17 protein-coding genes are annotated in these 19,283 nt (G+C 64.0%); 10 read left to right on the top strand and 7 right to left on the bottom strand.

All coding sequences use genetic code 11. From position 1 onward, the window contains the following. Positions 1–7 precede the first annotated feature (7 nt). Positions 8–1,141, top strand: coding sequence for a double zinc ribbon domain-containing protein (locus RR_RS09135; RefSeq protein WP_011223470.1), 1,134 nt, complete (start codon positions 8–10; stop codon positions 1,139–1,141). 40 nt (positions 1,142–1,181) lie between these two features. Then, complete coding sequence (locus tag RR_RS09130; protein WP_011223469.1) at positions 1,182–2,453, top strand: zinc-ribbon domain-containing protein; 1,272 nt, start codon at positions 1,182–1,184, stop codon at positions 2,451–2,453. A gap of 5 nt (positions 2,454–2,458) precedes the next feature. Here RR_RS09130 and RR_RS09125 read toward each other — a convergent pair whose 3' ends face one another. The 4 genes from RR_RS09125 to RR_RS09110 are packed head-to-tail and all read right to left on the bottom strand — an operon-like array spanning position 2,459 to position 6,525. Then, positions 2,459–3,007: a hypothetical protein gene (locus tag RR_RS09125; RefSeq protein WP_004960860.1), complete on the bottom strand. Its 549-nt coding sequence runs from the start codon at positions 3,005–3,007 to the stop codon at positions 2,459–2,461. Between the two features lie 23 nt (positions 3,008–3,030). Continuing rightward, a complete protein-coding gene (locus RR_RS09120) occupies positions 3,031–4,719 on the bottom strand; it encodes a b(o/a)3-type cytochrome-c oxidase subunit 1 (RefSeq protein WP_007190126.1) in 1,689 nt (562 codons plus the stop codon). Further along, entirely contained in the window at positions 4,719–5,291 is a 573-nt protein-coding gene (locus RR_RS09115; RefSeq protein ID WP_004960864.1) for a cytochrome c oxidase subunit II, read from the bottom strand. The genes RR_RS09120 and RR_RS09115 overlap by 1 nt, the downstream gene beginning before the upstream one ends. Before the next feature lie 4 nt (positions 5,292–5,295). Further along, positions 5,296–6,525, bottom strand: a complete 1,230-nt coding sequence (locus tag RR_RS09110; protein WP_011223468.1) for a halocyanin domain-containing protein — start codon at positions 6,523–6,525, stop codon at positions 5,296–5,298. A 166-nt stretch (positions 6,526–6,691) separates the two neighbouring features. On the opposite strand from RR_RS09110, the gene RR_RS22380 reads away from it, so the two are divergent. The 6 genes from RR_RS22380 (at position 6,692) to RR_RS09090 (ending at position 11,731) form a co-directional block, all read left to right on the top strand. Then, a complete protein-coding gene (locus RR_RS22380; protein WP_011223467.1) occupies positions 6,692–6,868 on the top strand; it encodes a hypothetical protein in 177 nt (58 codons plus the stop codon). A gap of 1 nt (position 6,869) precedes the next feature. After that, on the top strand, positions 6,870–7,643 hold the full coding sequence (locus tag RR_RS09105) for a sulfite exporter TauE/SafE family protein (RefSeq protein WP_004960875.1): 774 nt from the start codon (positions 6,870–6,872) through the stop codon (positions 7,641–7,643). Then, the gene (locus tag RR_RS09100; RefSeq protein ID WP_011223466.1) at positions 7,640–10,021 is read left to right on the top strand and encodes a heavy metal translocating P-type ATPase; all 2,382 of its coding nucleotides are present in this window, start codon (positions 7,640–7,642) and stop codon (positions 10,019–10,021) included. Before RR_RS09105 ends, RR_RS09100 begins: the two co-directional genes overlap by 4 nt. 128 nt (positions 10,022–10,149) lie before the next feature. Further along, positions 10,150–10,320: a hypothetical protein gene (locus tag RR_RS22375; RefSeq protein ID WP_004960881.1), complete on the top strand. Its 171-nt coding sequence runs from the start codon at positions 10,150–10,152 to the stop codon at positions 10,318–10,320. 355 nt (positions 10,321–10,675) lie between these two features. Then, positions 10,676–10,987 (top strand): hypothetical protein, encoded by a 312-nt coding sequence (locus tag RR_RS09095; protein ID WP_004960882.1) that lies wholly within the window; start codon positions 10,676–10,678, stop codon positions 10,985–10,987. 279 nt (positions 10,988–11,266) lie between these two features. After that, complete coding sequence (locus RR_RS09090) at positions 11,267–11,731, top strand: SRPBCC family protein (protein ID WP_011223465.1); 465 nt, start codon at positions 11,267–11,269, stop codon at positions 11,729–11,731. A gap of 5 nt (positions 11,732–11,736) precedes the next feature. On the opposite strand, the gene RR_RS09085 is transcribed toward RR_RS09090, so the two are convergent. Then, positions 11,737–13,494, bottom strand: coding sequence for a MutS-related protein (locus RR_RS09085; RefSeq protein WP_011223464.1), 1,758 nt, complete (start codon positions 13,492–13,494; stop codon positions 11,737–11,739). A 35-nt stretch (positions 13,495–13,529) separates the two neighbouring features. Then, a complete protein-coding gene (locus RR_RS09080) occupies positions 13,530–14,138 on the bottom strand; it encodes a zinc ribbon domain-containing protein (RefSeq protein ID WP_007190132.1) in 609 nt (202 codons plus the stop codon). Between the two features lie 200 nt (positions 14,139–14,338). Between RR_RS09080 and RR_RS09075 the strand changes: the two genes are divergently transcribed. Both RR_RS09075 and RR_RS09070 read left to right on the top strand, forming a co-directional pair. After that, on the top strand, positions 14,339–15,475 hold the full coding sequence (locus RR_RS09075) for a PAS domain-containing response regulator (protein ID WP_011223463.1): 1,137 nt from the start codon (positions 14,339–14,341) through the stop codon (positions 15,473–15,475). Between the two features lie 162 nt (positions 15,476–15,637). Beyond that, positions 15,638–16,375, top strand: coding sequence for a sporulation protein (locus RR_RS09070; protein WP_049938861.1), 738 nt, complete (start codon positions 15,638–15,640; stop codon positions 16,373–16,375). A 23-nt stretch (positions 16,376–16,398) separates the two neighbouring features. Here the strand turns inward: RR_RS09070 and RR_RS09065 are convergent, their stop codons facing one another. Beyond that, positions 16,399–19,233, bottom strand: a complete 2,835-nt coding sequence (locus RR_RS09065; protein ID WP_011223461.1) for a DEAD/DEAH box helicase — start codon at positions 19,231–19,233, stop codon at positions 16,399–16,401. Positions 19,234–19,283: the final 50 nt, after the last annotated feature.

The following is a 19,283-nucleotide window of genomic DNA, read 5'->3' as shown; positions in this document are numbered from 1 at the left end:
GAAATCCATGCCTGAATCCGACCGCACGGTAAAATGCCCCATATGCGACGAGGACTTTGATCCGACAGTCGCGGGCGGATGGTGCACAAACCCGGACTGTGGTGAGTGGAAACACACCGACGAAAGCGCTGCTGATTTTGAGACTGACGATGGGGTGCCGGACGACGCTGACCTGATACCGGAAGGCACGGACGAGGCGGACCCGATGGATGGCCGGTCGGTGGCGGCTAGCGGCGAAGCCGACACCCCGGGTGGGAACACTGTCGACGATGATAGCGACGACGAAGCATCGGCGGATGCGGCCTCGGACACTGGGGCACCCGAGGCCGAAGACGAGACGGTGGGGACGACGGAGACGGCGACGGAACACGAAATGGAAGCCGACACTGAGGCCGAGCCGAACACCGAGAGAGAACACAACGAGGCCGACGACACGCCGGATCAGCCAAGCAGTGACTCCGATGGGGACGACGAGATATTCGACGAAACTCAGGAGGCAGATGACGATTCGGCAACGATTACCTGTCCGGACTGTGACCGCGAACTCGACGCCGACGCGAATTTCTGTGTCGCTTGCGGTGCCGACGTACAGGACATTACACCGGGGGACGACGGGTCGCTTGACGCGTGCCCGTCCTGTGACACCGCTGTCGACGACGACGCCAGTTTCTGTGTCAACTGTGGGGAGGATTTAGACGCACATCGTGGCGGGCGTGACACGTCGACGGCTGATTCGACAGCAGGGTCGGCAACTACCGCTGAGACAGAGAGTGAGTCAGCAGCTACGGGTAACGCCGTCGACACACTCGCGTCACAGTCCACCGATGACGCAACCGTACCGGACAAACTCGTCCTCTCGGTCGAGGGTCGAGACATCACTGTTGAGGACGGGGACCGCATCGGCCGGGAGATCCGGGCAGCGCTACTGGACGCCGGGCGACCGGAAGACGAAGCGGTTCGAATCCACCGCGAACACGTCCGGTTCGACCGCCAGTCGGAAGGATACTATCTGGTCGACCTCGGGGACAACCCGACGCGGCTGAACGAGACCCAGTTGCAGAAAGGCGACCGGGAACCGATCCAACCGGGCGATGAACTCGAACTGTCAGGTGTTGTGACGATGACGATTCGGGCGGCGTGACCACCCACAATTAAGCGGTCGGTCGGAAAATATCAGGCTGATGGAGCGTGGTCGACTGGGGTTGGAACTCCGCGAGTCCGCTGCACTACTGCGAACTGAAACCTGGCTGTTTGTGGGTGTCGGTCTGGCATGGCTCGTCTACGGTGGCTGGGTGCTTGCGACGGGGCTGCTGTTGGCGCAGTTCTCGGGACTCGAACAAACTGTTCTTGTGACACTTGCTGGCCGAACTGTTTCGCTACGCACTGTGCTTGCCGGCGGTCTTTGGCTCGTCGGTCCGTCACTGGCGACCGTCGTCCTCATTAACCGACGGCTCCGGAACAGGCACGGCAACCTTGCCGACGCGTATCGGCTGGACCACCCGAGTGTGTTGCTCGCTATCCCCGGCAGTGTGCTCCTTGGCTGCCTGCTGGTAAGTCTCATTCTCGGTCAGCGACGCCCGCTCACGGTGATTGCACTGTTCGGAACAGTGCATCTGGTCGTCCGGACCGTCGCGTACGGCCACCGCGTGTACACACTTTCGGTCCCCACATTCCTGTCGCTGCTGGTGTTTGTAAGCGCAGTCTCGCTTAGTACTGGGTGGCTGGTCCAGACGGTCACCGCACCAGGCGTATTGTCGGCGCTGTCCCCGTGGCTGACCCAGACTGGCATCAGTCCCGTGGTTGAAACAGCGCTCCAACTGACCGGTGTCCAGCCAGCACAGGCCACACCCCTGTTAGTTGCCGTCCCGGGTGTGCTGGCGAGTGCGTACCTCTTCTTCCAGCTGCTCGCCGGGACCGTCGTCAGAATTCGCGCGCCGCTTTCGAACCCGCAGCGCCGTCCGGACCAGCGATTCCCGATTATGCCACCGGTCAGGACGGCGGAAAGCGGCACCGAGCGTCCAACTGCCGAGCGGACTGTCAACGCTGAATCAGACTCTCGGGAACAGACTGGGGACAGGGCTGACACCGCAGATACTGGTAGCGACGAAGAGTCACCGGGACACACCGGGACCCGAGTGTTTTCGCCCGACGAGGTCCCGGCGGCGGAACCGCCCGCTCACGAATCGGCACCGGACAACGCGCAGTCATCGGATAGTGGGGAAGAACCGGAAACGGCGGGTGACGACAGCGGGACAGACACTGATTCGGAGACAGCGGGGCCCGACGATACGAATAAGGCTGCTTCAGCAACCGACGAAGCGTGGATGGATGATACGTCCGTCTTCACGCCGGGCGGCCGGGACGCCGGGCAGTCGTACTGTAGCGAGTGCGGCGAGTCGCTGCCGCCCGACGCGGACACCTGTCCGTCCTGTGGCAACCCTGTCGACGGGTGAGGCGGTCAGCGGTTCGAAACGGGGATGTCGCCGAGCGCGACAGTGTACTGTGTCGACTGTACTGATTCCCCGTCCGGGTACACGAACACCGTTACAGCGACGGTGCCCGGGCGCTCACCGGGCGGGAGGAGCCACGACTTGGTCACGTCGTCAGTGTCCCCCACTGGTAGCTGTCCAGTGCTCGCGGTGTCCGCAACTGTCTCTCCGCTGCGGGTGGTAACGCTGTCGAGACGAACCGCTGTGGGGTCTGACCCGGTGTTTGTCACGTTCACTGTGAGCGTGAACCGCCACCCCTCGTCAGCGGTGACGACAGACGCCGCATCGATGCGGGCTGAGACGTTGGCGGATTCCAGAATCGGGTCACCAACGCTGGCACCGGATTCGGCCGCTGTCGGCGTTTCAGGGACCGCCTCACCCCCAGTGTCTCCCATCAGGTGATGCCCCATCATACTCCCGAAGGTAACGACCTCAATGAGGATCGGCAAGCCGATTCCGACGATGATGAGGAGTCGTAACAGCGTCTTCTGCTCCGGACCGTCGACGTCTTCGAACATGATGAGAGAGTAATGAAGTGGTGTTAGACTGGGATTGGCGGGCTACCGGGTGCGAATAGTCCGTCAGCAACCATGCTGGCGAGTGGCGGCCCGTAGGCAATCACGATGAGCAGCAGGGCAATCGCCGTCCAGAGCTTGTAGTTGTCCAGAATGCGTGGGCTGTGGTCCGCGCCGGACAGCGGTTCTGGAATGTGGCCGTTGACCGATAGCGTCCCGCCACGGCGAGCGAGCAGGGTGTCGGCCATGACGATGAGGAACATCGCTGCGCCGACGAACAGGAGGAAGCCGCCGATGGCGATCTGAAGGCGCATTTCGCCGACCGTTCCGGCGACGCCCTCGAACGCGAACTCGTCGTACGTTGGTTCGGCAGTCCGTCGCGGGATGCCCGCGAGGCCAGCGCGGTGCATCGCGTTCGACATCACTGCCATGCCCACGAACCAGACGTACGGCTGAAGCGAAGCGAGGCCCCGCAGCTGGAGTTTCTTCCCCGTAATCTGTGGGACCAGCCAGTAGCTGATAGCCATCGCCGTCAGCGCGAACGCCGTCCCGACGGTGAGGTGGAAGTGGCCGGGCACCCAGATGGTGTTGTGGATGAGGTAGTTGATGTTCATCCCGGCGTTTATCATACCGGAGAAGCCGCCTGCTGCGAACATCAGGCCGGCGAGCATACAGCCGGCAAAGGCAGGCTTGCCCCACGGCAGATTCCGAAGCCAGGAGAGGTAGCCCTTTGCACCCCGCTGGCGAGCCCCGTGTTCAACAGAGGCGACCACGGTAAACGCGGTCAACAGCGAGGGCAACAGCAGGAACATCGTATTTGTCATCGCGATGAACTTGTACCCCGATGGAATCCCGGGGTCGGTGTACTGGTGGTGGAAGCCGACCGGGGTCGAGAGCAGCAGGAAGGCGACGAAGACCACGCGGGCCAGCGGGTCACTGAACAGTCGCCCGCCAGCCAGCTTCGGCAGAATCGTGTACCAGACGAGGTACGCCGGCATGAGCCAGAAGTACACGACCGGGTGGCCGAAGTACCAGAACAGCGTCCGCGTCAGCAGTGGGTCGATGTTCTGGATCAGTCCGAGCGACCACGGAATGAGGAAAGCAACGACCTCGACGGCGACGCCGATGGTGGAGACGTACCACATCAGCATCGTCGTTACGACCATGAACGTCTGCAGCGGGATTCGCTCACCCGGGTTCTCAGACCGCCACTCCCACAGCGCCTTGAAGTACGCGAGGCCGGCGACCCACGAGCCGACGATAATGAGCGCGGCACCGATGTAGAACGCCGGGTGCGCCTTCATCGGGGCGTAGAAGGTAAACAGCACATCCGCTTTGAGGTCGTGACCCAGAATCGACGGCGCACCGACGAGACCGCCGATGATGGACACGGCCGCAAGCACTGTTCCCGTGAGCATTATCCAGAAGGCCGACCAGGCGATGCGGTGTGGCAACTCGCGTTCGAGGCTGTTAGCGACAGCCCACGTGAACAGCCCCGCGATGAAGAACGTGGTGAACACGAGCGCCAGCAAGACGCCGTGGCCCGTCAGGATCGTGTAGTAGTCCGCCGAACTGATGAACCCGCGGAACACGCCAGTGCGGTGAAGCGACTGGATGATGCCAAACAGCGCACCGATTCCAAGGGCGGCGAATGCCACAATGAACTCGCTACGGACGAGCTTCGACGTTTTCGGATAGGAGTCGACGAACACCATTACTGATCCGCTTCCTCCTGAGCCTGTGCATCATCCGCAGACTGGTCAATGTTCTCTTGTTGCATATCGTATTCCTCTGGCGGGACCACTTCGACGGAGCCACCCATCGTGTGATGGGCCGCCCCGCAGTATTCGTGGCAGATAAGCCCGTAGGTACCGGGTTCGTTGAACCGGGCCGAGACCTCAGAGACCTGTCCCGGGATGACCATCGTGTTGATGTTGGTTTCGACCACGGAGAAGCCGTGCACCACGTCTGCACTGGTCACCCTGAACGTTACGTTGGCACCTGCTGGCACCTGAACCGGATTGTCACCGCTTCCTGGAACGAACTGGAACTGCCGGGCGACGACGTACACGGTGTACTTATCCTCGCCCGTCTGAACGACACCGGGGTCGTCGAACTGAGTCCCAGTGTTACCGTTCTGTACCGCTTCCGCACTTATTTGTCCGCCCGAATCGTCGACCATTCCGACACCAACGCCGACCGAGCCGTACGCGATGGTCGCAATGAACCCGACGATGAGCAGTAGCGCTGCACCGAGCCAGACTTTTTCGAATCTATGGACCTGCATGCTATCACCCGATTATTGAGACACGGCCAAGGAACTCGACAAAGTACATGAACACCCACAGCAGGCCGATCAACACGAAGTAGAAGGCGACCAGCGCCGCTGTTCCCTTCGGGTCGTACTCGTCGTGGCCCAGCTCAACGGCCGGTTCAGTCTCTGCAGCCTCTTCAACCGGCTCCGGGCCGGTTGCCCGCTGCAGTTCGCCACCTTCACCCATCTGTGGCGGCCGCCCGTTCTGGCGGCGTCGCATCGCAACGGCAAACAGCAGCGGCGAGAAGAACGCCAGCAGGACCGAGCCTGAGAGAAGCCACTGCGGGCCGGAGAGTTCGATACCGCCACCCTCCTGTCCGCTTTCGCCCCCACTGCCGCCACCGCTACCATCAAGCGGGCCACCGACAACGACAGCGCCCTTCATCCCGAGCGATTCGTGGGGTGTACAGACGTACTTGTACACGCCCATCTCTTCGAAGGTATGGCTGTATGTGGTCCCGGATTCGCTGACCGGGTCACCGGACTCAAGCGGGCCGTCACCGTCCGAGACGACGTTGTGACCGCCGCCTTCACCGGTCCAGGTCCACGTCACTTCGGTGCCGGGTGTCACCCGAACCGCTGGCGGGTCGAAGGCGAACGCGCCGTTGTTGCCCTGTGCGCCGACCGATATCTCGACGCTGTCAGCGTCGGTCCTGTCGACGGTCGTTCCGTCGTAGTTCGAAACATCGTCGAACCAGCCGCCGTAATCCGGGTTCTCGGGTGGGCCTTGCTGCTGTTGTCCGCCGGAGCCGCCGTCACCGGAGCCACCGGGCCGAACGACGACGGCACCCTTCATCCCGAGCGTTTCGTGAGGGACACAGACGTATTTGAACATTCCCTCCGACTCGAAGGTGTGGCTGTAGGTCGTTCCGGCCTCGCTGACCGGGCTCCCGGAATCAAGTGGCCCGTCGCCGTCCGAGACGACGTTGTGACCGCCGCCTTCACCGTTCCATTCCCAGACAACCTCTGTACCTGGGCTGACCATCACCGCGGGCGGGTCGAAGGCGAACGCGCCGTTGTTGCCCTGCGCGCCGACGGTGATTGTCACGGTGTCCTGGCCTCGCTTGTCGACGGTCCCGTCGTAGTTCGAAACGTCGTCGAACCAGCCGCCGTAGTCCGGTTCCTCCTGTGCTGTCGCCGTGCCGGTCGCGGCCAGCGCCGCTGTCCCGGCTGCGGCACCGACGAACTGTCGCCGACTCAGCGCCATTGTCGCACCCCCACCGCGTCGTGCGAATCTGGCAGCTGGCTGCTTCTAGCTTCGTGCCGTACCATATCTGGGAGAATAGCAGATTACCTAAAAAAACCCAGATGGTGTTTTCAGTCGTCAGGAACGACCCATTTCTTTTTATATTCCCTCTAACGTACGGCCAGATATGTCTGCGTCAAGCCCTCGGCTCGTAACGTTGCTGGCGCTGCTCGGACTCGCGCCGGTCGCGTACTATATGCAGGGAACCGGCCGCACCATCGTCGCGCTTTCGCTGATCAGTGTCGTCATCATTGCCGGTAGTCTGTTCCTGATGACAAAACCGACAGAGTCGAGTCTCGCCTGATATGCAGTTCGGGACGGCGGGGCTGAGTTCCGGTGAGACGGCTGGCCTCGCGGCGTTTGTCGGGCTTGGGCTCGTCGGGAGCGTCCATTGTCTCGGGATGTGCGGACCGTTAGTCACCACCTACGCCGATAGACTTGACGACGGCGGGCCAGTATCAAGCCACGAGATACGTCAGCACGCGCTGTTCAACGCCGGACGGACGCTGAGCTACGCGCTCGTCGGGACAGTGCTTGGCGCTGCCGGCAGTGTGCTGTACGACGTCGCCGGCCTTGCGCGCCTCGGGACCGCTGTCCGGGGGGCCGTCGGGGTGTTCGTCGGGCTCGCTATCATCACCGTGGGGCTGGGGTATCTCTCCCGTGGCCGCGCCGTCGACGTGGCCCGGTCGCTACCGCTGGTCGGGGACCTGTTCCAGCGACTCTCCGCGTCGCTCGTCGCCAGAGTCGACCGGTGGGTCGACGGCCCGGGGATGGTCGCACTGGGCGCGATGCACGGCTTGCTCCCCTGTCCGCTGCTCTACCCGGCGTTCCTCTACGCGTTTGCGACCGGCTCTGCGTTCACCGGCGGGCTCTCGCTGGCCGCGCTTGGCCTCGGGACGTTTCCGCTGGTGTTCGCCTACGGGACCGCCTTTGGCACGCTGTCGCCGGGCCACCGCGCGACATTGCACCGGGCACTTGGTATCGTTTTCATCGCGCTCGCGCTCGTCCCGCTGTCGAACGGACTGGCGGCGTTTGGTATTGCTATCCCGAAACCACCCCTGCCGATGCCCTGGACATGACTCACTGCACGCTCTGTGACCTGCCGGTCGATGCGCCAGTCACCGATGACGCGGTCGAGGGGACGTTCTGCTGTCGCGGCTGTCTGGAAGTCGCACGGACGCTCGACGACCCGGCGACGGAGACCCGCGACGCCGCCGACACTGGCCCCGACCCGGACGACGCTGACGGCGAGACCGCTTTCGTTTCCGTCGACGGGATGCACTGTGCAACCTGCGAGACGTTCCTCGAAGCGCGGGCCACAGACCACGATGCCATCGCTGCCGCGGCCGCCAGCTATCCGACGGGAACGATGAAACTCACCTACGACGCCGACGCACTCTCGGAGTCAGCCCTCACAGACGTGGTGGCCGGCACCGGCTACGACGCCAGTCTGCAGGCCACTGAGACTGACGACGAGTACGAACTAGAGGGGCGTCTCATCGTCGGCGGCTTCTTCGGGATGATGACGATGCTGTGGTACATCCTCTTTCTCTACCCGGCCTATCTCGGCGTCGATTCGTCCCTGTTGCTGTTCGACCCCTCAGGGCAGGCGGGGGACTACCTGCTGTGGAACATGGCCGTGATGACCGGTGTTGTGGTCGGGTACACCGGGTGGCCGTTGCTTCGCGGGGCCTACGTCAGCCTCCGGGCCGGCCGGCCGAACATGGACCTGCTGGTGGCGATGGCTGCCGTGACCGCTTTCCTGTACAGCGTCGTCGCCGTCATTTTGGGACATACAGAGGTGTACTTCGACGTGGCGACGGTCATCGTGATGGCCGTCTCGGTCGGCGACTACTATCAGGACCGGGTCCGGCGACGCGCGCTGGACCGGCTCACGGAGTTCACCACACAGCGGGCCGATAGCGCTCGACGGCGCACCGATGGGGGCCACGAGGAGGTCGACGTGGGGTCGCTGTCGGCCGGTGACGAAGTCGTCGTCCGCTCCGGCGAGCGAATTCCCGTTGACGGGTCTGTACTTGAGGGGACTGCTGCTGTCGACGAGTCACTCGTCACCGGCGAGTCGCTGGCTGTCCGGAAGACGGACGGCGACGAGGTCATCGGGGGGTCGCTGGTCACGCAGGGCGGCGTCGTCGTGCGGGTCGGGCCAGACGCCGAGAGCACCGTCGACCGGCTGACGAACCTCCTGTGGGAAGTCCAGAGCACGCGCGGCGGCGTTCAGCGGCTGGTCGACCGCATCGCCGCCGTCTTCGTCCCGCTGGTGGTCGTTCTCGCTGTGCTCGCCACCGGTGGGCATCTCGTCACTGGCGCAACGCTGACCGACGCGATGCTGACCGGGCTGGCGGTGCTCGTGGTCTCCTGTCCCTGTGCGCTGGGGCTGGCGACGCCGCTTGCGACCGCGGCCGGCATCCGCCGGGCGCTGGACGGCGGCACCGTCGTCACCGGCGACGCAGTGTTCGAGACGGCGACCGACGCGGACGTGGTCGCGTTCGACAAGACGGGCACGCTGACGACCGGCGAGATGGAACTGCTGGAGCGGGCCGACGACCGGGCGATGGCCCGAGCCGCCGCGGTCGAGCAGTTCGCGGACCATCCCGTCGCCGAAGCGGTGACGGCCGCCGTGTCGGTCCCCGACGCGACTGTCTCCGAGTTCGAGCAACACCCGGGCCAGGGCGTCAGTGCGACAGTCGATGGGGAACAGGTCGTCGTCGGGACGCAAGCGCTGTTCGACGACCTCGGGTTCGACGTGCCCGCCGACCTCCGGACCCGGTGTGAGCGTGCGACCGAGAACGGGCGTGTCCCGGCGCTCGTCGGCTGGGACGGCGAGGCACGGGATGTACTCGTTGCGGGGGACAGGCTCCGCCCGCACTGGGAGTCGGTCGTCTCGACGCTGGCCCGTGACCGCGATGTCGTCGTCATCACGGGCGACCGCCCGGAGGCCGCCGTCCCGTTCGAGCGCCACGACGGCGTCGACGAGGTGTTCGCTGGGGTGCCGCCCGAGGCGAAAGCCGAAGTCGTCGAGCGACTGCAGTCCCGCGGGACTGTCGCGATGGTCGGCGACGGGAGTAACGACGCCCCGGCGCTGGCTGCTGCCGACGTTGGCATCGCCATGGCGTCTGGCACGTCACTGGCCGCTGATGCGGCAGACGCGGTCGTCACGACGGACGACCTTCGCGCCGTCCCTGACGTGTTCTCGGTGACAGCCGCAACCCGGACGCGGGTCCGCCAGAACCTCGCCTGGGCGTTCTGTTACAACGCCGTGGCGCTCCCGCTCGCGCTGCTTGGCGTCCTGAATCCGCTGTTTGCGGCCCTGGCGATGACGGCCAGCAGTCTGCTCGTCGTGGGGAACTCCACGCGGACGCTGGCGGGCACGGCCTCACACGGCGATGCGAGTGTCGATGGACCGGCTCCGCCACAGCAACCAGCAGCGGCCGACTGACACCGGCTGTCGATTGCTGTCTTGCCAGCGACCGCCGAATGGTTGTTATTTGGTATCATGTCTGAAACAGATTTAATATATCACCAGTTCTGGTCATATATACGTCGCTTTCACCGACGTGGTGACCCATGACCTACGCAATTCCCGTTCCCGCGCCAACGTCGTTCGCTCGCTGGCTGTACAGCGGGCGGTCGGCCATCGAACGTAGCCTCGACGCTACGGTCGAGTATGCATCCCTTATCGGGGAACGGGTCGCCGCGGACACCCGCTCGGTGAAGATTCCGCCCGTGGCACCATAGACTGGTTCGCCGCCGTGGGACCGGCGTCCCACTCACGGACGCCGCACTGCGGTGGGGATTCGATCTGGCTCACTGTCGAGCGGCGGGGCTCTACCCCCTGCTTGGCCGCTCCGTCTGAGAGGCCTGCACCACCCAGTGTGGTCTGTCGGCGTGTCGCCACTCGGCCCTGAGCCTGCACTGTATCGTGTCGCCCTCTCGCTGTCCAGCCCTCGGGTTCCCCATCGTCCTGGTGTGGGAATCCCCTACCGGCCGCTCCGCGCCGGACGTACGCGCCCGCCACCCGCGCAGTCCCCGACCGACGCGACTCGATTGGTGAGTGCCCTTTCGGCCCGGTTCGACTCCGGCCGTCGGCGTTATGTCGCTGCAGGCGACTCCCCCGACCGAGGTATCGGCCGACGTATCACTGCGCGTTCCGCGTGGCGGGTCCGAGACCCTCGAAGCCGGTGTCGCCGGCGTCCTTGCGGCCGTCGACGGCGTCGAAGACGTGGCCGTTGACCGTGTGACAAGCGTGCGTCCCACTTGGACCGACATCCGGGTCGACGCCGATGTGTCGCTGACACTGCGGGTCGACGACGAACGGAACACTGCCGACGGCCGCACCGAACTCCTGCAAGCGGGGTTCGGCGTGATGGCAGTCAACTGCGTCGACGTGACCGGTGACGCGTAAGCGCAGCCCTCCACTCTCTCCCGTCTTCCCGAATATCCCAACCGGACCCGGGCTCTCGCCCGGCGCAGGTTCGAGTCCTGCCGGGAAGTCCACACGTATGCACAACCTCTACCTCGCCACTGTCATCGACAGGCGGCGACGCGACTCGAAGAGCAGAGCACAGTCACGCCGCACCCGGCGGCTGTAGCCGCCGGGACCGGTCGCAGTCGTCCGTATCCGGACTAGTCTGCTGGCCTGTGTGGCCGAGCCTGTAAGATACTGGAGCGCGAACTACCACATATGACGGTCCACACCTCCGACGACCGCTGGCTCGATGCGCCAGTCGAGACGGTCTTTACGTTCATGGACGAACCGTCGAATCAGGCGGCCGTCACGCCAAGTTTGTCCCGCGCCGAGCGCATCGAACGCCTGCCGAACAGCGGGAACCGCGCCGCCTACGAGTACAGGATGTTCGGACTCACTTTTAACGGCGAGGTCCGAGCATCGACGTACGAGCCGCCCGAACGAATCGTCTACGACATGGACGGCGACCTGACGGGGCGGATCGACTGGCGGTTCGAACCGGAGCGCGGTGGCACGCGACTCACGTATACGGCCGACTACGATGTTCCGGGGCCGCTCCCGGAGTTCCTCCTCGCGCCGCTCATCCGCTGGTACAACCGTCGAGAAGTTCGGCAGTTGCTTGACAACGTCGCCAAGGCAGTCGAAGCGGAGGAGGGGGCTGTCGCCAGTTCGCTGTCGTAACCGCGCTACTCGTCGGTCCAGAGCGCGTCCGAAAGCGTCCGCTGGACCGCTTCCTCACCGACGGCTGTGGCAAGCGTCTCGAACCCGCTGCGCTCGACCGGGTCGCTCGCGTTCGCGACCAGTCGGGAGACGATGAACTCCGGCGTGGATTTCCCGACGGTCCCAAAGCGAGGTTGATAATCGACCTGCAGGTCGAGGTCCTGATTCAGCCCTTCGGCGAAGATGCCGTCGACACGGGCCTCGATGGGCAGCGGTTCGAGGTCGTCCGCGAGGTGGGTGACGAACACGCCCAAGGCGTCGCGGTCGACAGTCAGCGTCACGAGTCCGTGGAGAAGGTCGGCGGCGGAGCCGGGTTCGGTGATGGCCTCGAACTCGTCGACGAGCATCAGTGTCCGGTCGCTCTCGGTCAGCGGCGGCACAACCGAGCGCAGCGTCGATTCGAGGACGCCGGCGTTGAACGACGCGTGCCGACGGTGGAACACGACCGTGTCGACGATGCCGACCTCGGCGGCCTCAGCGGGAACCGGAAGCCCCATCTGGGCCAGCAGTTGCACTTGACACAGCGTCTCCAGCAGGGTCGTCTTCCCGCCGGAGTTCGCGCCGGTCAGGACAGCCACCCGGTCGCCGCTGGGCGGCTGGTTCGCCCGGTCCAACTCTAGCGTGTGGTCGCCGATAGCGTAGGTGACCGGCTGGACACTCTCTACGTCCGCGATGGTGAGGTTCCGTGCTCGCTTCACCGCGATAGTTTTGCGGTCCTCGACAAAGCTGGGCCTTGTCAGGTCGAACGCGATGGCAAAGCGGGCGAGCGAGACAGAAAAGGCGATGTCGTCCACCGCCTTGACTGCGGCGTCGATGTCTTCACGGGCGTCCGCGAGGTCGTCTTCCAGCCGGTCGGCAACGGCTTCCTCTCGCTTCTGTACGTCGCTTCGTAGCGTGTTCCGGAGGTCTCGGAGCGCCACGTCGACGAAGTCCCGCGCGTCGGTCGCCTCACGGGGCATCGCATCCCGGACGCGGGCGGCGTCGATGCCCGTCTCGCTCGTGACATGACGGACGAGCGCGTCTTGGAACTCGTCGGGTCGCCGTGCGCCTTCTTGCACGGCTTCGACGACTTCCATCGATGCCGCTGCAAGGTCCTCTATCTGTCCGAGCTGGTCGCGCAGGCGGTCGAGTTCTTCATCGGCCCCTTCGCCGACGAACTCGCCGTCGCCCGCGAGCCCGGCGAGCGCCGCCCGTCCGGCCGTCAGCGACTCGCCGTCGAGGGCCGCTAGCGGTTCGAACACGCCGCTTTCAATGCCGGTGTCCCGGAGGGCGAGCGCCACGTCGACCGCGGCCAGTTCACCCCCGCCGGCGTCGTACTCCTCGAACGCGTCGAGAACGGCCCGCTGGTCCGACTCGGAGAGGTCAGCCCAGGTGTCCCGCGCTTCGAGCACGTCGTCCAGCCGCTCGGCCATCGCCTCGCGGGTCGGCAGCGGCGTCAGCACCCGGATGCTGTCCGCCGCATCCGCCGTGACCGCGTACTCCTCGGCGAGGTCGAGCAGTTCCTTGTACACGTCGCGGGTGTCTCTGGTGGCGAGCAGGTCCATCGACTCGGCCCCGGTCGCCCGCCGGAGGATGCGCGTCGCTCGTCCCCGGGAGAGGCCAGCCGTAGTTAGCGCTCGTGTATCCGCCGACTCGATGGCCTCGATGGCCCGCTCGACGCCCAGCTCCTCGGTGAGCAGTTCGGACGTCTTCGGGCCGATGCCCCAGTACTCCTCCAGTCGCATGCACGGGTGGAGAACGGCGGCCCGCTTAGGCGTTTTCAGTTGTCGGGCTCGTCGTCGTCGATACCGAAGCGCTCATGCAGTGGCCCCGGTTCCCCGCGGGCCTGCCGGTCAGCCCGCCGAGCGGCACGGCGTGCGATGAGCGCCCCCAGTGCTGCCGGAATCGCCAGACCGAGCGATACAAGTGCGGTCTGTTCCGAGACCACCGACGGCCCATCTGACAGGAGGACTTCGTAGCCGACCACAAGCACAACCACGGCCACGCCGGCGACGACGAGGTATAGCCCGCGGGCAAGCACCTCACTGGGATTGCGAAGCCGCGAGAGATACGCCGCCGGGCCGAGCCAGCCCGCTAACAGGACGCCGACGGCCACGGGAAGCGAGAGGTCGCCGACGAGGATGACGACGGCGTACAGCACGAGCGGCGCAATGGCGATACCGAGGGAGAGGCCAGTGAGCGCGACCGCCCACGTTGGCGTCCCGGAATCCATCGACTCCAGCGTCTCGGTCAGGCGCTCGTCGAGCATTTCGGCCTGTTCGTCAGTGAGTAGCGACGCGTTACAGTGTGGACAGGCCATTGCCGTGGGCTCCAGCGGCTCGCCACACTCCGGGCAGGCGGGGTCCGACGCGTCACGCCACTCGGTCATATTCTCCTTTACACACCGAGCGGTTTGAGTGACCCGGATAGTGTCATATTAGCAGAATACAGATCTGGGGAGCGCTAATACTCTATCACAGTGTAGCACGACCCATGCAGTCAAATCGCTGTCTCTGCCGTGGGTTTCCGGCTGAAGATTGTATTCTAAGTGATAGAAAGAAATAATCCAGTACAAGCCCACCGTGACATATGGGGGGCGTTGATATTCTACACGTTGACGACGACAAGGGGCTTGCTAGCCTGACTGCCGACCTACTTGAACGCAAGGACAGTCGGTTCAACGTGGAGACTGCCACAAGCGCGACAGAAGGGCTACAGCTGCTCAGCGACCTCTCCCCTGACTGCATTGTCTCTGACTTTGAGATGCCCGGGATAGACGGACTTGAGTTTTTAGAGGCCGTCCGGGCGGAACACGCTAAGCTCCCATTCATCCTGTTTACTGGCCGAGGAAGCGAAGAAATCGCAAGCGATGCGATCTCTGCCGGTGCAACTGACTACTTACAGAAACAATCCGGGACTGAGCAGTACGAGCTACTGGCCAACCGCATTAACAACGCTGTCACCCGCAATCGCTCAGAACAACAGCTACGCGAGACCAAAGAGGAGTATGCTGCCGTTTTCGAGAACGCGCGGAACGGGCTCTTGCTTGTTGATGTCGAACAAGACGGGTTTCGCTTCCGGCGGTGTAATTCACGGGTGCTTGAGTTTACCGGACTTGCAGAGTCGGAACTTATCGGGAAGACCCCACAGGAGGCACTCGGCTACGAGAATTCCAGAGCGGTCGCCGGCGCGTATCGGAAATGTGTCGCCATGCGTGAGACAATTACATATACGGTGACACTTACTCATCCAGTCGGCGACGTTGTTCATGAAGTCAATACCACGCCGATCACCAGAGACGGTGAGGTCGAGCAACTCGTCGTCGCGTTTACCGATATCACCGAACGACACGCCCGTGAGCAGAAGTTACGCGAAGAACGGGCCGTCATTCAACAGGCGCTTGATGCGCTCGATGAGCCGCTGTTCGTCACCGATATAGATGGCCGCCTCAAGCATTGTAACCATCGTGCACTCGAGCTTACCGGGAACACCGAAGAGACAGCCGTCGGAACGCCGATAACTGCCCTGTTTCCCGACGAAGAGCGGGAGACGATTGCTGACGCGGTTGACGATGCGCTCCGCACTGGCCGAACGACTATCACGGCCAGCCTCTGCCTCGACAGCGGTCAGCAACAGCGGTATGAGTTCCGCGCTCACTCCTTGACTGATCTGGACAACAACACTGCAGGGCTTGTCATACTTGGTCAGGATGTTTCTGATACCTGATCGAGTGTCTCTCTGTTGCAGATGCCGGTCACTGTGGCCGGCCCTGTGTGCTGGACTGTGCTGACCGGCCGCCATACGCAGACGTGTCCGCCGACAGACTATTTATTCGCCCTGCAACTCCCTGAGCCTTATACCATATGACGGCTGAATTGAACAATGCCAATGAAAGACGTGCTCTCCAGAATCGGCATCGGGTCTGCTACGGTAGACACGGTTTTGCCCACAGATTCCGTCAGAGCCGGTGAATCCGTCCGGGCCGAAGTCCATGTTGAGGGCGGATCGACAGACCAGAACATCGATTCGGTCTACTTCGCGCTGGAAACTGAATACAAGTCCGACGAGGGGTACAAGGACGCCATCATCGACCAGTGGCAACTCACGGAGCCGTTCACTATCGAAGCGGGCGAGAAACGACGTTTCGAGACTACTATCGATATTCCCCGGGAGACGCCGGTGACCACACGCTCGACGGCCGTTGAAATCGAGACTGGCCTCGATATCTCGATGGCGGTCGACCCCGGCGATGAGGATTACATCGAAGTCGAACCAACACACCGCACGCAGGCAGTGTTCGACGCGCTCGATTCGCTCGGCTTCTCGCTCCACGCCTCGGCCTGTGAGGCAGCAGCTGGGAGCCTTTTCACTACCTCGGCGAACTTCGCGCAGGAGTTCGAGTTCCGGCCCCAGCGCGGCGAGTTCACCGGCGCGGTCGACGAGGTCGAAATCGTCCCGGTGTTCGACGATGACCGGCTCACGGTGTACCTAGAAGTCGACCGCAGCGCCGGACTGCTTTCGGAGGTGACTGACGCCGACGAGCGACACACGAAACTCACGATAGAAGCTCCTGACCCTGACGCTATCGAGCCACGACTTGCGGAAGCGATTCGGGAACTGAGTTAGCCCGCTGGCGTACTGTGCCGCCCTCAACCCCAGAACGACTGCGTCCGTGCGTACTCCCGCTCTTGTCGGAGGATGTCCCGGTAGAACTCGTCTTCGTCCTCTCGCAGGCGGTTGATAATGCGGGCGGCGTTGTGCGGCCCGACACCGCGGGCGGCCAGCGCGACCACGGCTTGTTTCCCGTGGCTCTGGACCAGCGAGGCCGAGCGGTAGGCTCGTTCGGTCATCTTCTCCTGCTCCTCGTCCTTGTCGTCGGTCCGGACGGCCGAGACGACTTCCTCGGCCCACGGATTCAGCGCGGCGATTCGGGTCGAGCCACACTGCGGACACGACGGCTGATCCCGCACGCGCTTGACTTGCTGTTTGCGGTCCCACTTCTTGCAGTGCAGACACGCGAGGATGACGCGGTCACTCTGGATGCGCTCCTTGACGGTTTTGATGACGCTCGCGTCGGCGTTCTCCGGTGAGAGGAGTTCCCGCCCGGAGGAACTACCGCCAGTCCCGATTGGCGTGTGTTCGCCCACTGTTTCGAGCGCCACGTCGCCGTTCTGGATATCTCGGAGAAGGTCGGCTGTCGCTTCGATAGCGAGGTCCTCGTGGCGAACCTCGCGCAGGGCTTCGTCGTACATCGGCGTGTCCTCAAGCGCTGCCAGCAGGCGGTCACGGCCGAAGTCAGTCGACCCCCGGCCCCGCCAGCGCTTGAGCGAGCCGAACTTCGTCGCCACCTGCGCGAGCTTGAACTTCAGCGCGTCGGCGTTTTTCAGGCTGAGTTCGATGAGCGCTGGGAGGTGGTCAGGATCGGTGTCCTCAATGACTTCGATGACATCGCCGGCGGTGATCCGGCGCGGGACCTCCAGCGTAATCCGGTACGGGTCGACGTCCATCGCGACCGACGACCCTGCCCGTTGACCGAGCAGCGCCGAGAGGACCCGGCCCAGCGTTTCGTTGATTTTGTGCCCGTAGCAAGCGTTGACGATGACCTCCCGGCCGTGGAACTCCACCAGAATAGTCGTGTCGTCCGGAATCGGCCCTTCGTGTTCTTCCACCTGCGAGAGCCCGTCGACGACGGTTTCGGGGCCGGCGGCATAGCGAGTCGCCACGTCTCTGGCGACGGCCTCGGTGTCCGCGCCGTCCTGGAGTTGCCGACCAGCCACACGACGGAGTTCGCCGACTTCCGCGGCGACGGCTCTCGGAACCGGAATCTCCTGCCCCACCCACGACGGGACCTCACCGGCGGGGTCTTCGATGGGTGAGACGGTCACGACTTCCTCTTCCTCGTCGATATTCGTGATGCGCCACATCTCCCCGCGCTGGACGAACACCTCGCCGGGCGTGGCGAAGTTGACGACGAACTTCTCATCGAGGGTCCCGACCTGCTGGCCTGAGGCCACGTCCTCCACGTCGTAGGTAGCCTCGTCGGGGATCATCGAGAGGTTCTGATAGAAATACTGCCAGGTCCCCCGGCGCTTCTCTAACGTGTCTCGGTCCTCGTCCAGCCAGATGACGTTGTTCGCCGCGAGTTCCTCGACGACCTGCTTGAACTGGGCCTCGTCGAGGTCCCGGAACGGGTACGCGCGGGTCAGTATCTCGTAGGCCCGCATCGCCCGAATTTCGCCGGCATCCATCACCAGTCCGGCGATCTGGTTGGCAACTGTGTCGAGGCTCCCGTCGTGGATTTCGGCGGGCTCGACATCGCCGGCTTCGGCCTGTCTCGCAATCGCCAGCGCCTCCAGCGTGTCGTCGGTGTCAGTCGTAACGACCGTGCCCGAGGAAACGAGGTCCCGGCGGTGGCCGGCGCGGCCGACCCGCTGGACGAGGCGGGACACCTGCCGGGGGCTGCCGTACTGGACGACGTGGTCGACGTGGCCCACGTCGATACCCAGTTCCATCGAGGAGGTACACAACAGGGCATCGAGGTCGCCGGCTTTGAAGCGGTCCTCCACGTCGATCCGGGCCTCTTTCGACAGCGAGCCGTGGTGGACGCCGAGGTCGGTTCCCAGCTCTTTGAACCGCGAGCCCAGTGCCTCCGCTGTCTGTCGGGTGTTGACAAACAGCAGGACAGATTCGTTTTCGTCGATGAGGTCCGCGATGAACCGGACGTGGCTAGCCGTTCCCGCGTCAGTGACGAGGGAGCTCGACAGTTCCTCGTCCCGGTCAGTAATCTGGGGCCGAACCACTTCGATATCTAGCCGGCTGCCGATGTCCACTTCCACGATGGCGCAGGTTCGGCCGCCAGTGAGAAACCGGCCGACTTCGTGTGGGTCGCCGACGGTCGCCGAGAGGCCGATTCGCTGGAACCGCCCGGACAGTTCCCGGAGCCGTTCGAGTCCGATAGTCAACTGTGCGCCGCGCTTGGCCGCGGCGAGTTCGTGGACCTCGTCGATAACGATATGCTCGATATCCTCTAGCGCTGTCCGGAGCTTCGACCCGGTGAGCATCGCCTGTAGCGTTTCCGGCGTAGTCACCAGCACGTCCGGCGGGTCGTTTGCCTGCTTCTGGCGCTGGTAGTCAGTCGTGTCGCCGTGGCGAACGTCCACTTCGAGGCCGAGCGTTTCGCCCCACCAGTCGAGGCGCTGGCGCATGTCGCGGTTCAGCGCCCGGAGCGGCGTGATGTACAGCGCGCCGATGCCAAAGCGGTCCTCGGATTCGGCCAGCGCGTCGAAGACCGGCAACATCCCCGTTTCAGTTTTTCCGGTTCCGGTCGGGGCGACGACTAGCGCGTCTCGCCCGTCAGCCAGAGTTGGAATCGCCTTTCGCTGTGGGTCGGTCGGCGTCGTGAAGCCGCGCTCGGAGAGCGCACTGCGGACGGCCGGCCCGAGCGCAGTGAAGGCGTCATCGCCGCGAGCGACCCCGTCAGTCATCGCCCCTCTCTAGCGACTACACCGGGTTAAACACGTTGTGTCACATTCTC

This window comes from Haloarcula marismortui ATCC 43049 (assembly GCF_000011085.1).
Lineage (GTDB): Archaea > Halobacteriota > Halobacteria > Halobacteriales > Haloarculaceae > Haloarcula > Haloarcula marismortui.
Note: the sequence above shows the minus strand (reverse complement) of the source record. Positions and strands in the feature narration are given on the sequence as shown.